This is a genomic window from Actinomyces gaoshouyii (genome assembly GCF_002076915.1).
Classification (GTDB): Bacteria; Actinomycetota; Actinomycetes; order Actinomycetales; family Actinomycetaceae; genus Actinomyces; species Actinomyces gaoshouyii.
Genome location: NZ_CP020468.1, coordinates 265188 through 279745, shown reverse-complemented (window position 1 = coordinate 279745; position 14558 = coordinate 265188). Strand labels below are relative to the sequence as shown.

The 14558-nt window shown below is 72.1% G+C and carries 6 protein-coding genes; 4 read left to right on the top strand and 2 right to left on the bottom strand.

Annotated features, from left to right (window positions below; translation table 11 throughout):
- The first annotated feature begins 217 nt into the window (after positions 1 to 217).
- The 4 genes from B6G06_RS01060 to B6G06_RS10000 are packed head-to-tail and all read left to right on the top strand — an operon-like array spanning position 218 to position 11234.
- Positions 218 to 6295 carry an Ig-like domain-containing protein gene (locus tag B6G06_RS01060; RefSeq protein ID WP_081170520.1) on the top strand — a complete coding sequence of 2026 codons (6078 nt, stop codon included), beginning with the start codon at positions 218 to 220 and terminating at the stop codon, positions 6293 to 6295.
- Positions 6296 to 6307: 12 nt separating this feature from the next.
- Positions 6308 to 7549, top strand: a complete 1242-nt coding sequence (locus tag B6G06_RS01055; protein ID WP_080462409.1) for a DUF58 domain-containing protein — start codon at positions 6308 to 6310, stop codon at positions 7547 to 7549.
- The gene (locus B6G06_RS10600; RefSeq protein ID WP_081170518.1) at positions 7546 to 9843 is read left to right on the top strand and encodes a transglutaminase-like domain-containing protein; all 2298 of its coding nucleotides are present in this window, start codon (positions 7546 to 7548) and stop codon (positions 9841 to 9843) included. The genes B6G06_RS01055 and B6G06_RS10600 overlap by 4 nt, the downstream gene beginning before the upstream one ends.
- The gene (locus B6G06_RS10000) at positions 9840 to 11234 is read left to right on the top strand and encodes an FHA domain-containing protein (protein ID WP_125898865.1); all 1395 of its coding nucleotides are present in this window, start codon (positions 9840 to 9842) and stop codon (positions 11232 to 11234) included. Before B6G06_RS10600 ends, B6G06_RS10000 begins: the two co-directional genes overlap by 4 nt.
- A gap of 126 nt (positions 11235 to 11360) precedes the next feature.
- On the opposite strand, the gene B6G06_RS01035 is transcribed toward B6G06_RS10000, so the two are convergent.
- Positions 11361 to 12770 (bottom strand): serine/threonine-protein kinase, encoded by a 1410-nt coding sequence (locus B6G06_RS01035; RefSeq protein ID WP_080462413.1) that lies wholly within the window; start codon positions 12768 to 12770, stop codon positions 11361 to 11363.
- The gene (locus B6G06_RS01030; protein ID WP_081170512.1) at positions 12770 to 14494 is read right to left on the bottom strand and encodes an FHA domain-containing protein; all 1725 of its coding nucleotides are present in this window, start codon (positions 14492 to 14494) and stop codon (positions 12770 to 12772) included. Before B6G06_RS01030 ends, B6G06_RS01035 begins: the two co-directional genes overlap by 1 nt.
- Between the last annotated feature and the right edge of the window lie 64 nt (positions 14495 to 14558).

The window sequence follows — 14558 nt, the reverse complement described above, 5'->3', positions numbered from 1 at the left end:
GTCGGGCACTGCTCGCCCCTCCCCCGCCCCGCGCTTTCGTGACGCCCCCGTCATAGAGTCTGTGGGCCCCGCCACCTGGAAGATCACGAGGTGGCGGCTAACGGGTTGAGGGGGGACACCGGCCGGGGCGCGCCCGTAGAATGAATGGCGAATCCTGGTCGTCGGCTCGGCCCTGTACACCCGAGCGCGCGATCCCGTCCCGATTGGAGCCATCTCCGTGCCCTCCTCCATCGTCCGCACTCTGAGCGGCCGGATCCGACGCCGCGGCGCCGGCGCCTTGACCGTCCTGTGCGCTGCAGCCCTGGGCCTGGCCGCCGTGCAGCACCAGGGCATCGCCCAGCAGGACCTCGACCTCCACGATGACGGCGTCTGGGTGACCTCGACGTCGAAGCATCTCGTGGCCCGCATCAACGCCTCCTCCCATGAGGCGGACGGCGTCATCCGCACGGCGTCGTCGGACTTCGATGTCAGCCAGCACGGCAAGAATGTCCTGGTCTCCGACGCCTCAGCGAAGTCCGTGGACAAGGTCGATCCGGCGCTCGTCTCCAAAGCCTCGGTGGCCACCCTGCCCGCCGGGACCACGATCGCCCAGGGCTCCGACCGCGTCATCGCGATCAACTCGGCCGATGGCACTGTCAGCGGCGCCCTGGCGAGCGAGGCGGGCATCGTCACCAGCGGCTCCGCCTCCCCGATCATCTCCGACGCCCCCGGCCTCCTGGCGACCATCGGGACCGACGGCGCCATCCACGCCCTGTCCCCCTCCACCGGCGCCCTCACCACGGCCACCGCCACCGCCACCTCCTGGGCGCCCCCCACCTCCACCGCGCTGACGCTCTCGGCCGGCGCGGATGCCGCACTCACCGCGGTCGGCTCGAAGCCGATCGTCCTGGAGCGCGGCACCGGTACCCTCCACCTGCCCGGTGGCACCACCGTCGACCTCGGCGAGACAGGCCTGGCCCTCCAGCAGCCCGGCCCCGACGCCTCCAGCGTGCTCGTCGCCTCGCGCACCGAGCTCATCAGCGTGCCCCTCGACGGCTCGTCCCCCACGCGCACGCCATCGGCGGAGAAGGGCGACGCCGCCCCGGGAGTCGCCGCCCGCCCCGTTCGCCTGGGCGCCTGCTCCTACGCGGCCTGGTCCTCCTCCGGGCAGTTCCTGCGGATATGCGGCTCCTCGTCCCCCGAGTACATCCACGACGACGCCCTCGCCTCCTCGACCACCCCCGTCTTCCGCACCAACCGCGACGCGATCGTCCTCAACGACACGACGATCGGCACCGTATGGCTGCCCGACCAGAACCTCGCCCAGGCCGACGAGTGGACCGAGAACTCCGGGCACTCCAGCGACAACGCCACCCCGGACGAGAGCGCCAAGGACACCACGCAGGATCCCGCCCAGACCCCGAACCGCGATGAGGAGAACCCGCCGGACGCCGTCGACGACTCCTTCGGCGTGCGCGCCGGTCGCACGACGGTCCTGCCGGTCCTGGCCAACGACTCCGACCCCGACGGCGATGTCCTCACCGCCATCCCGGGTGATGCCGGCTCGACGGCGACGGTCACCCAGGTCCAGGGCGGCCTGGCCCTGGCGATCAACGTCCCCGCGGGCGCGACCGGGACGATCACCGTGCCCTACACGGCCGACGACGGGCGCGGCATGTCCGACTCCGCCGTCGCCACGGTGACGATCCGCCCCGATTCGGAGAACTCCGCGCCCGAGCAGCAGGCCGCCCAGACCCTCAAGCTCGCCGAGGGCGGCACGGACTCGATCTCCGTCCTGTCCAACTGGCGCGATCCCGACGGCGATGACCCGCACCTGGTCTCCGCCACCGGCGTGGGCCTGGAGGCCCGCACCACCCCCGAGGGCCTGCTCACCGTCACCGAGCTGAACGGCGGCACGGGGCCCCGCGAGATGACGATCATCGTCTCCGATGGCCGCACCACCACCGAGGGCACGCTGACCGTCGAGATCGTCCCGGCCGGCGACGCCGTTCCCGCCACGCACGCGGATCACGCCAGAGGCGTCGTCGGGCAGCAGGTGACGATCTCCCCGCTGGCCAATGACTCCTCGCCGACCTCCACGCCTCTGCGCCTCAGCTCGATCAGCGAGCCGCCCAGCGGCGCGACCGCCACGAAGGACCAGGCCGCCGGCACGGTCAGCTTCACCGCCCAGAGCGCGGGCACCTACTATCTCGACTACGAGACCTCCGACGGAGCCTCCCTGGCCAAGGGCCTCATCCGCGTGGACATCGCCGAGGCCTCGGATCCCTCGGCGGCTCCCGTGGTCGAGGACGACACCGTCTTCCTCGCCCCGGGCGGTTCGATCACCGTCAACCCCCTGGCCAATGACACCGACCCCTCCGGCGGGGTCCTCGTGGCGGTCTCGGCCACCACGCCGCCCGCCTCCGGGGTGAGCGCGACCGTTGTCGACCACTCCCTCATGCAGATCTCCGCCGTCGGCGAGCTCCAGGGCAAGATGACGGCCGAGTACACGGTCTCCAACGGCACGGCCACGGCCACCGGCACGATCACCATCGTGCCCCTGCCCTACTCGGCCTCCCAGGCGCCGATCGGCGTCAACGACACGGCCGTCGTGCGCGTCGGCGACATCGTCACCATCCCCGTGCTGGAGAACGACGCCTCCCCCTCGGGTCTGTCCCTGACGACCACTGGCAAGCTCACCGTCCCGGATGACTCGCTGGGCACCGCCTGGATCAACCAGGACAAGCTGCGCTTCAAGGCCGGAGACACCCCCGGCACCGCGGAGGTGTCCTACACGGTCCAGGACTCCGCCGGGCAGACGGCCACGGCCACGGCCACCATCGAGGTGCGCGAGCGCGACGACGCCGCGAACGCCGCCCCGGAACCGCGCCCGGTCACGGCGTCCACCGTCGCCGGCAGGAAGGCCTCACTGACGGTTCCCCTGGACCGGATCGATCCCGATGGGGACTCCGTGACCCTCACCGGCCTGGCCACCCAGCCCACGAAGGGCAGTGTCGAGGTCAAGGGCAACGTGCTCACCTACACCGCCTTCGAGGGCTCCCGCGGCACCGACTCCTTCACCTACACGGTCACCGACCACCTGGGCGCCACGGCCACAGGCACAGCACGGGTCGGCATCGCCGCCCCCGCGACCGTCAACACGCCGCCCAAGACCACCGATGACCTGGTGACCGCCAAGCCGGGCCGCAAGGTGCGGGTGGACGTGACCGCCAACGACTGGGACTCCGATGATGACCCGGTCACCCTGGCCGGCGAACCCACGAGCGAGGACCCCGCACTGTCGGCGAGCACGGCGGGCAGCCAGGTCGCCCTGGAGCTGCCCGAGGCGGAGGGCAACTACACCGTCCACTACACGGCCACCGATTCCCGCGGAGGCACCGCGGTGGGCACTCTGACGGCGCAGGTGCGCGCCGATGCCCCGCCTCAGGCGCCCTTCGCCGCCGATGATGCGGTAACGCTGTCCGATATCGACGCCTCGGGCACGGCCCTGGTGGACGTGCTCAAGAACGACTCCGACCCCGATGGGAGCCCGGAGACGCTCACCGTGTCCACCTCGGACCCGAACGCCACGGTGGAGGGGGGCTCCCTGCGGGTATCGATCACGAATTCCCCACAGCTCATCCTCTACACGATCACCGACCCCGACGGGCTCACGAGCCAGGCAGTGGTCTCCGTGCCCGCCTCCTCGGACCTGGCGCCCCAGATCAACCCCTCGACCACCCCGGTGAGGATCCCTGCGGACAAGGCCACCTCCATCCCCCTGGCCTCCTACGTCCTCACCCGCTCGGGGACCTCGCCCGTCATCGGGGATGAGTCCTCGATCACGGCCGGGGCCGGGCTGTCCTCGGCCAGTGCGGAGGGCAACGGCTCGCTGTCCGTGACGCCCTCCTCCGGCTTCACCGGGCAGACCCAGGTCTCCCTCACCGTGGCCGATGGGACGGGTAACGGCGCGCTCAGCGCCACGCTGAGCCTGCCGATCCTCGTGGAGTCGACGGAGAACCGCGCCCCCACGTTCATCCCGACGGCCGTGACGGTGGCGCCCAATGAGACTCCCGTGACCGTGGACCTGTCCGCCATGGCCACCGACCCCGACGGCGATGCTCTCACCTTCACGATCGGCTCGGCGCCGGCCGGCTTCACGGCCTCCCAGTCCGGGTCCAGCGTGACGGTGGGCGCGGACGCCGCGACGGCGGCCGGCACCACCGGCGCCCTGCCGGTGACCGTCTCCGACGGCAAGAACCCGGAGGTGTCGGCGAGCCTGCCGCTGGCGGCGAGCGCCTCGACCCGCCCGCGCATGACGACGACACCGGCGACGCTGAGCTCCAATGGCGAGGCGGTGACGGTGGATGTCTCCTCCTACGTGTCCAACCCGTTCCCGGACCAGCCGATCACCCTGTCCGGCACGCCCACGATCGCCTCGGGGCGGGGCTCGGTGAGCGCCTCGGGCACCTCGCTGACGATCACGCCGTCGGCCGGGGCCGCGGGTGACATCGTGGTCCGCTACCAGGTGCTCGACGCCACGGGCTCCGCGGACCGGGCCGCCACCGGCACGGTGACGGTCACCGTGGCCTCCGCGCCCTCCGCGCCCACGCAGGTGGCGGCCGAGGCGCGCGACTACAGCTCCGTCAGGGTGACGTGGTCTCCGGGCAGCGCCAACGGGAGCCCCATCACGGGCTACACCCTCACCGAGGTAGGCGGCGCAGGCTCCTGGAGCTGCACGGGCAGCCCGTGCTACGCCACGGGCCTGACCGCCGGCAGGTCTTACACCTTCGAGGTGACGGCCACGAACGCCAATGGCACCTCGTCGGCCGGCCGTTCCAACACCGTCACCCTGGGCCCGTCGTCGCCGGGCGCCCCCAGCGGTGTGCGCCTCCAGGCCGGCGAGGGGACCCTCACCGCCTCATGGACCCCGGGGACTGCCGTGCCGGGCACTCAGACCAGCTACCGGGTGGTCTTCCACTCCGACAATGGCGACATCACCCGCACGACGACCGGCACCTCGCTCACCATCGGCGCGGCCGACGGCGTGCAGACGGGCGACTCCTACTCCGTGACTGTCACGGCCGTGGCCAACTCGGGAGGCGCGGAGGTCGGCTCTTCCAAGAGCGCCAGCTCCGGCTCCTCTGCGACGCCCTACGGTAAGCCGGGCTCCTTCGAGGTCACGAGCGTCGTCCAGACGGCCTCCGGGGTGACGGTCCACTGGCAGGGGGCCAGCCCGAACCACGCGGGCCCGGTCTCCTATACGGTGAGCGTCACCGGCCCGGAGTCCCGCACGATCAACGCGGGCTCCGCCCTGTCGGCCTCGATCAGGCTCTCGACATCGGGCACCTACACCTTCACCGTGAGGGCGACGACGCGGGGCGGCTCGACGGACTCCTCGAACTCCAAGAGCATCAATCTCGACCTGCGCTCGAAGCCGCTGCCCCCCACGGAGTTGTCCGCCAAGGAGTCTAAGACCGTCGCCGGACAGGTCACAGTGTCCGCGAGCGCTCAGGCGGGCGATGGCTGGAGCGCGGGCGATCTCACCATCGAATACCGCGTCCATGGGAGCGGCTGGACGACAGGCACGACCTTCGACTATCTCCCCGCCGGCCGATCAGTCACAGTCGAGGCCCGCGCCTACGGCACCCGTCGAGATGGGAGCACGGTCTACTCCGATACGGTGTCGACCAGTGTCATCCCCAAAGGGAAGCCTGGCGATCCCACGAATGTCTGGTGTGACAAGGTGGGCTCCGACGGACAGACAACCTGCCATTGGAGCCCCGGCACCGATGGTGGCCTTCCTGTGGAGTACCACCACTACACGGACGACAACCGACAGAAAAAGACCTGGTTGGGCACCCTCAAGGCCGGCGAATCAGCTACTGTTCAATTCCCCGAGGGTGTCCGCACCTGGTGGTGCGTGCGCGCTGAGAACGCCCTCGGTTACAGTGATGAATGCTCCGATCCGCAGACATGGAATAAGCCGGAGCCGGCGAAGCAGGAGCACCACGCCCAGCCGCTGGCGAACCAGGGTGGCCAGTCCCAGGTCCTGCCGATTCAGACCACGAGCCCGGAGGCCGTCTGCACCGCGAGCGACCTGGCCAAGTCCGGGTACTCCGCGGGCAGCTGCTGGCGCGTCGTCCTGGACCTCTCGAGCTTCCCCCCGGGAAAACCGCTCCTGTGCAGCTTCAATGACACCAATGTCTGGCCGTCAAGCGCTCCCTACTACACCAGCTACTCTCCGCAGTGGCGGAGCCTACCCTTGACCAATAATCCCAACCTGACCGTCACCTGTCAGATCGCGATCGGGTGACCCACCACATCGATGACCTCCCTGAATACCCTAAATCCCCTGACCAGCACCCCCTCCCCGGGGGCCCCCACCACATCTCCCGACCTCCCTGGCGCCGACGCGCCCGGGACCACCGGCGCCCAGGTGCTCACCCGCACCGGCTGGACGGCCGCGGGCCTCGCCGTCGCCAGCCTCCTGGCCGGAGCGACCCTGGGTTGGCAGGAGGCCTGGGCCGGCGCCGCCGCGCTCATCGCCTGCCTGCTCACGGCCTTGGGCTGGATCCTCCACCAGGGCGGCCACACCGTCACCCACGGCCTCATCGCCCCGCGCATCGCGGTGGGCGACCACGCCCTCGTGCGAGTGACCGCCTCCAACGAGGGAACCCGCGCCCTCCTGCCCACCCGCATGGAGATGCCCATGGGCGAGGGCCTCGCCGAGATCAACGTGCCCCTCCTCCACGCCGGCGAGTCCCACGACGAGGGCTTCGCCCTGCCCACGGAGCGCCGCGGCGTCCTGTCCATCGGCCCCGTCATGCAGGTGGTCGGCGACCCCCTGGGCCTGGCCCGCCGCTCCCGCGCCATGAGCACGGCGCAGACGGTCCACGTCCACCCCCGCACGGTGCGCATCGGCCAGGCCGTCCACGGCGTCATGCGGGACATCGAGGGCGCCGTCACCCAGGACCTGTCCATGTCCGACGCCTCCTTCCACGCGCTGCGCCCCTACATCCCCGGCGACGACCGCCGTCACGTCCACTGGAAGTCCAGCGCCCGCACGGGCACCCTCATGGTCCGCCAGTTCGAGGCCACCCAGCGCGCCAGCCTCCTCACCCTGCTGTCCGTGCGCGAGGACGACTACCTCGACCCGGATCATTTCGAGACGGCGGTATCCGCCACCTGCTCGCTGGCCCTCAGCTCGATGATGGAGAGCCGAGAGGTGTCCGTGCTCACCCAGCGCGACACTCTGCCCACCACGGGCCCCGCGCGATTGCTCGACGCATCCTGCACACTGGACCTCACGGGCGCCGAGGAACTCGACGCCCTCGTCAACCACGGCACCGGGCTCCACCCCGGCGCCTCCATCGTCGCGCTCATCACCGGCGCGGGCTGCCCCGAGGCCACCCTGGCCAAGGCGCGTCTGCGCATCCCCGCCGGCATGAGCTCGATCATCATCTCCTGTGGCGCTGCCGAGCCCGGCATCTCCATGCTCGCCTCGACCCCCGTGCTCAACCTCGACACGGTCGACAGCCTCCCCCAGCTCCTGAGGAGGGCCCTATGACCCCACTGAAACTCCGTCGCGCGGCGGGCTCCCCCACGCCCTCCGCCCAGGCGCGCCCCCGGCGGGCGGGTCTGGCCGCGATTCCCTACCTCCTCCTCATCGCCCTGCTCGTGGTGGGGACGGCCCCCGTCTACTCGGCCTTCGCCGGGCCCCGCGGCGTCATCGCCGCCGCCGAGGGCATCGCCATCGGCGCCCTGGCCGCCCTGGCCGCCGCCCGCCTGCGCCTGGGCCCCCTGCTCACCCTCGCCCTGGCCGCCATCGCCCACGCGAGCCTGGGCCCCCTGCTCCTGCACGACGTCGGCTCGGGCATGACCGCCGTGCGGGCCGTCCTGGCCGGCACGGTCACCGTCTGGAAGAACTCCCTCACCCTGCCGCTGCCGCTGAGCGGCTACGTGGGCATGTCCGTCCTGCCGTGGCTCGCGGGACTGGCGATCAGCACCCTCTCCTGCCGCCTGCTGCTGGCCGGCTGGGCGCGCACTGCCGGCCTCATCGCCCTGGCACTGCCCGCCATCCTCATCGCCTGGGGCGGGCGCAGCGCCCCGGCCGCCCGACTCATCGGGCCCGCCCTCGTCATCCTGCTGCTCCTCATGTGGGCCGCCGCCGCTCGTGGCCAGCGCGCCAGCCGCCTCGTGGCCGGCACGACCGGGTCCCAGCAGGCTCGCCGCCTGGTCACCCTGCGCCACGTCGTGGGAGCCGCCATCATCTTGTCCATCGGAGCCGGCATCGGGCTGGCGCTCCCCGCCGCCGAAGGCGAGCGCCACCTTCTGCGCGAGGCCTTCGAGCCCCCGCTGGACCTGCGAGAGTACGCCACCCCCCTGGGGCTCACGCGCGCCCTGGAGACCGATCAGGCCTCCGCCCGCCTCCTCAGCGTCGAGGGGCTGTCCGACGGCGCCCGCATCGCCGTCGCCACCCTCGACTCCTATGACGGCCTGGCCGCCCGGATCAGCGGCGGCACCGGCTCCGACTCCGGCTTCCGCCCGCTGGGCGCGGGCGCCGCCCTGGCGCCCACCGCCTCCGAGCCCGCCACCGTCCGGATGACGATGGAGGACTACGCCCTTCCCTGGGTCCCCACCGTCCCTACCACCGCGTCCATCGAGGTCGGAGGGGAGCGCTCGATCCTGCTGCGCGAGACCCTCTACCGCGATGGCGCCTCCCCTACCCTCATCACGACCGCCGGCCTGACCAGAGGTGACATCGTCACCGTGCGCACGAGCCCGCAGGATGTCCCCAGCCTGGACGCGCTCACCGGCGACACGGTGAGGCCCATCCAGCTCGGCACCGTGGACAACGTGCCCCCGGGGATCGCCGCGATGGCCACCCGGATCGTCGGCGACCAGTCCGATCCCGTCGTGCAGATCGCGGCGATGCAGAACGCGCTGCGCGCGGGCGCCTACTCCAACGGCACCAACTACGCCTCTCCCCCCGGGCACGGCGCTGCCCGCCTGGCCTCGATGATCAGCCGCGAGCAGCTCATCGGCGACGACGAGCAGTACTCCGTGCTCATGATGCTCATGTGCCGCTCCCTGGGGATCCCGGCGCGCGTCGTCATGGGCTTCCGCCCCTCCACCGACGGCGACGCCTCCAACGTCACCGGGGAGGATGTCTACGCCTGGGTGGAGATCCCCTTCGAGAACCACGGCTGGGTGCCCGTCGACGTCACCCCCGACCGCGACCAGGTCCCCGAGCAGCTGGCCGCGCACGACACCATCAACCCCCAGCCCCAGGCCCTCCAGCCGCCGCTCCCCCTGCCCAAGCCCGAGGAGCTGCCGCCCTCTTACGACGACCCGGACCAGGATCACAATCAGCCCGAGCCCGTGCCGGAACCGATCTCCCGCCTCCTGCTCCTCATCGGAGGCTCGATCCTGGCGATCCTGGCGCCCTTCCTCCTCATCCTGGGGCTCAAGGCCCTGCGGCGCCGGAGGCGGCGGCGCCGGCAAGGGGCCGACGGGGCGCTGGGCGCCTGGGATGAACTGCTCGACCTGGCCCGCGACCTGCGAGCGCCCATGAAGCCCGGTGCGACCCGCCACGAGACTGCCCGCAGCCTCGATGCGCGATTCCCCTCGGCGGGTCTCATTCCTGTCGCGAATGGTGTCGATGAGGCTGTTTTCGGCGCCGGCGAGCCGGCCTCCGATACGCTGAACTCGCTGTGGTCCTCCGCGGACACTGCGGCGAGTCGGATGAGGTCCTCCCTCCCCCTGCCTGGGCGCCTGCGCGGGCGCCTGTCGCCGCGATCCTTGGCCGCCCCCCGCCGCGCCGCAGCGAGCAACCGAGTCAGAAGGAATCGCACCTCATGACCACCGAGTCCCAGGAGCCGGCCACTGCGTCAGGGCGCGGCGGACGCCACGCGGGCCCGCCGGGGGCCTCCCACCATGTCCTGCCCGATCTGCCGGTCAGCCAGTCCACGGCGGGCTCTGCCGGGGGCCCCGGGCAGGCGGGACCCGGCCTGGAGTCGTCGAGTCCCCTGAGCGCCAGCGCCCCATCCGATGCCGCCCGGGCGAGTCGGCGGGTCCGCCGCCGCCCGGTGCAGACCTTCAGGACTGTCAGGCCGATCCGCGTCGTCGACATGTCCGCGCCCTCCGCGGACGCGGCTGCGGCGCTCCCCACCCTGCACGACCTGGGCAGTGCGGCTCCCGCCCCCTCAGCGACCTCCAGCCCCACGGGCATCATCCAGGAGGTGCCCTCAACCCGTCCCATCATCGAGGAGGTCCCCCAAGCGGGATCAAGCGCCTCGAGCTCCTCCGCGGTGTCCGGAGCCTCCGCTGTCTCGGGAGTGTCGGGAGCCTCTGCGCCGTCGGCGGCCTCCGCCGCCCCGGCGCACACCGTCTCGCCGCCCCGGCGCGGGCGATCCTCGCTCTCCGCGGTCTCGGCGGTTTCGGCGGCAGTGGCCTCGGTCTTCTCCGCGCGCTCGGCGGGCTCCGCCGTCACCACCGGTTCTGCGGCCTCCGCCGCGTCCAGCCTGTCGGCGCCCTCCGCGGTGAGCGCGGCCTCGGCGCCGGCGGCCCCCACCCGCCGCTCGCGCCGCCGCAAGGGCCGCCACGCGGCTGAGGCCGAGGCCGTGACCCGCCCCGTGCCCCTCGCCTCCCTCGGCATCCCCGACGACGCCTTCTCCTCCGTGCGCTCGCCGGGAACCCCCGCACCCGCCTCCCCGCACTCCCTGGCCGGATCCCCTCTCTCCCCCGAGCCGCCGGCGACGCCGTCGTCCCCCGAGGCCCCGATCATCACCTCCACACCGCTCAACTCCCCTGAGTCCGGCCGCCACGCCGCGGAGCCGATCGAGGACTGGTCCGAGGGCAGCGACGCCACCGTCCACGCGCTTACCGGATCGATGGCGCGCAGCCTGTCCGCGCAGGCCGCACCGCCGCATCTGCGGCTCGTGCCGCTCACCGGCGGGCAGGCCATCGCACTGAGCGACATCGCGCTGGTGGGCCGGGCCCCGGAGAACATCTCGCGCTACAACGCGGCTGAGGCGATCCGCCTGGCGGACTCCTCGCGAACGGTGTCCAAGACCCACGCCTGCATCGTGCCCATGGCCGACGGCGCCTGGATCTCGGACCTGCACTCCACCAACGGCACGCGGGTCATCATGGATGGCGTGCTCACGCGCCTCCTGCCCGACGTCCCCGTGCCCGTGCTCCCCGGCACGACGATCTACTTCGGCTCGATCGGATTCATCCTGGAGTCCTGACACCCGCCCCGCCCACGCCGCCCCCTCGCGAGACCGGTCGAAAATAGGAGCGAGACCGGTCCGCGGACCGGTCTCGCTCCTATTTTCGACCGGTCTCGATGAAAGGGGAGAAAGGGGGAGGAAGGCTCAGGGGGTCGGGGCGTCGACGCAGGCATGGACGGGGTTGGAGGCCCGGCGGTCGTCACGCACGGCCACGACCTCGATGCAGGTCTGGCCCGCGGGCAGCACGGCGGAGGTGTCAGCGGTCGTCTCCCAGGTGGGGACCGCGCCCCGCCACTGACGGTACTGGTACTCCCCCGCCCAGTCGGCCGCCGGAGCCGACCAGGTGAAGCGGACGGTCCCATCAGCGGTGAGCTCGCCGGCGAGGCCCTGAGGCGCGGGAGCGGTCTCCTTCAGCGGAGCGGCCTGGTCGGCCTGGATGGTCGCGAAACTGCCCGGAGGCCTCTCCTCGCCGGGAGTGCTCCACACGACGTAGCCGCCCACGGAAGCCACCGCGATCGCGGCCGCCCCGATGAGGCCGGGGACGACGAAGGACCTCCTGGGCGCCTCCTCCTCGGTCTCCTCGGAGTCGTCCTCCTCCGGAGCGGCGGGGGGCGCCTGGGTCGGAGTGGTCACGCGGGAGAAGACGGCGATGCGGGTACCGGAATCATCGTCGTCGCCGACGTCCTCGGACCCGTCGAGGGAGTCTTGAAGAAGATCGATAGTGGTGGGCGGGAGGTTGAGGGACGACTCGATCTCCTGCAGAGCACGGCCCAAGGCCAGGGCGCTGGGGTAGCGCTGCATGGGACTCTTGTCCATGGCGACCTCGAGGACCCTCTTGAGGGCCTCGGGGGCATCGGGGCGCTGGAGGGGCGGCACGGGGTCGGAGATGATCTTCCGGGAGAGCTGGAAGATGTCGTCCTTCTGGCCGACCGAGCCGAAGGGGCTTCGCCCGGAAAGGAGGGAGTAGCAGGTGGCCGCCAAGGAGTAGACGTCGGCCGAGGGATGCGGGTTGGCGGCGTCGATGAGCTGCTCGGGCGGAGCCCAGGGCACGGAGAGCCCCCGAGTGGCCTGGTTGGCGTCACCGGCCACGGAAGAGATGCCGAAGTCGGCCAGGACGGGCCGGCGGTAGGCGGTCAGCAGGATGTTCGCGGGCTTGATATCGCGGTGGATGATGCCGGCCCGATGGGCGGTCTCGACGGCGCCGGAGATCTGGATGATGGTGCGCAGGGCATCGGCGATGCTCAGGGGCCGACGGCGCGCCACGGTCCACAACTGGGGCGGCGGGCAGTACTCCATGACGATGTAGGCGAACCCGTCCTCGGTGACGCCGGCGCCGAAGAGCGACAGGATCGCCGGGTGGCTGGAGACGCGGGCCATGAGCTCGGCCTCGGACTGGAAGAGATCCGAGGAGGGGCCGCGCATGACCTTGACCGCGATCTCGCGGCGGGGCACCTGCTGCTCGTAGAGATGGACGGTGGAGTATCCGCCCGAACCGAGGACGCGGAGGTGCTTGAGTCCGGCGATATGCGGGGGCGAGTCGATCTGGGAGGCCATCAGGCGGCCTCGAAGCGCGCAGTGACTCCCTCACCGAGCTCGAGCACGTCCCCACTGCGCAGGATGGTGGTCTCCACACGGGACAGGTGGACCGGGGCGGAGCCCTCCCGCAGCAGGACCGTGCCGTTGGTGTTGGACAGGTCGCGGGCGAGGACCGACCACTCGTCAATGTCGATGAGGAGATGGTTGCGGGAGATCTGCCGATCCGGACTGGATACCTTGATGCAGGTGGGGAAGCCGGCATCGAAGGTGGCGACGCGGTCGGCCGAGGGCCGCCGCCCCAGCACGATGGGCCCGCCGAGTGACAGGACGCGCCCGTCGGACAGGACGAGGCTGCCGAGCACGGGCCGCGGCGCGAGCCGAACGGGCCCCTCCAGGGGCGCCCCGCAGACGCGGCAGGCCACGAGGTGAGTGGGGTTGGGGTGCGAGTTCGCGCAGAAGGCGGACAGAACGCGCGCGCCATGGGATGGGATGGGGCCACTGCGGTCCGGCGTGGGGAGCTCGGCCAGCTCGGAGCGAGCCGCGTGGATCTCCTCGAGGAGATCGCCCGGGAGCTCCGCCACTGTGGAGCCATCGTGGTCCCCGCGCTTGAGGGGCGCGGGTCTGGTGAGGGAGGACTCACCGGTGGACTCGGGGCCGACGGCGAGGCCGGGGGGCGCCGCGATGCCCGGGCCGGTCTGGGCGGGCATATCCGCGGAGAGGGCCGCGGGGCCCGAGGCGGCGATCGGGGCCGAGGGCACGGCGGGCGCCGAAGTCGCTGATGCCGAGTGGAGGGGCGCGGAGCCTGCGGACGGGGCTGGCGCGGTGCCGGCCGTCACCGCCGGCCCGGAGGCTGTCCAGCCCCCTGCCTCGGCGGGGGTCGAGCCCTGATTCATACCGGCGAGGATTGCGGCGGGGTCGAAGGGAACCGCGAGCGTAGATTCCACGGCGGGCTCGGGCAGAGTCGCGGGGACGCCGTCGATCACGGGGACGCCCTGCTGGTCGACGCCGGCGAGGATTGCGGCGGGGTCGAAGGGAACCGCGAGCGTGGATTCCACGGCGGGCTCGGGCAGAGTCTCCGGCCGGCCCGCCTGCACCGGCGGCGCGGTGGACGGAGCCGGCCCGGCCGATGCGGCGACCGGCGCCGCTGATGGGGCGGAGACAGGGGCACCGGTGAGGACATCGGCGGTGGGGCGGCTCGTGGCGGGGGAGGGGCCGGAGGCCTCAGCCCGGCGGGGGAGGCTGGCCGCGTCGTGGACGATGGCCGCGCCCTCGGGCCGCTCCTCCTCCGCGAGCGCGGGCAGCGCCACGACGCTGACCGGCGCGATGCCATCGGCCAGGGGCCGCATGATGCCGTCGCCGGTGTCCGGAGTGAGCAGGACCAGGGTGTCGGAGGGCTGGACGATGGTCTCGGTCCACGTGGAGGTGGGGCCCGAGGCGACGTCCCCGTGGGAGGTGCGCACGACCCCGCGCCCCCGCACAGCCACGTGTCGGTTCCCGTCGGGCTCGAAGAGGACGAAGGCGAAATCGGGCCGGTCACCCGTACGGGCGACGACGCTGGAAATGACATCCCACAGGACGGCTGCCGTCGTCAGACCGTCCCCGTGGAGGTCCCGCCAGAGCCGCTCGACGATCGGCATGGGGATGACCGGGGGCAGGATGAGGGCGGCGCGCGGTGTGATGATTCCGTGCCAGTCGCCAGCGCCCCAGCGGGCCTCGCCGATCGTGCCTGCAGCCTCGCGCACAGGACCTCCTCTTGGGCCAGCCGGCCTGACCCTCAGGCTCGGCACCGGGCCGTTGCGTCCCGAC

What these genes read in the sequence shown, in the direction of transcription:
- B6G06_RS01055 (WP_080462409.1), top strand. Translation starts at nt 6,308, where the DNA reads ATGACCTCCCTGAATACCCTAAATCCCCTGACCAGCACCCCCTCCCCG.
- B6G06_RS10600 (WP_081170518.1), top strand. Translation starts at nt 7,546, where the DNA reads ATGACCCCACTGAAACTCCGTCGCGCGGCGGGCTCCCCCACGCCCTCC.
- B6G06_RS10000 (WP_125898865.1), top strand. Translation starts at nt 9,840, where the DNA reads ATGACCACCGAGTCCCAGGAGCCGGCCACTGCGTCAGGGCGCGGCGGA.
- B6G06_RS01035 (WP_080462413.1), bottom strand. Translation starts at nt 12,770, where the DNA reads ATGGCCTCCCAGATCGACTCGCCCCCGCATATCGCCGGACTCAAGCAC.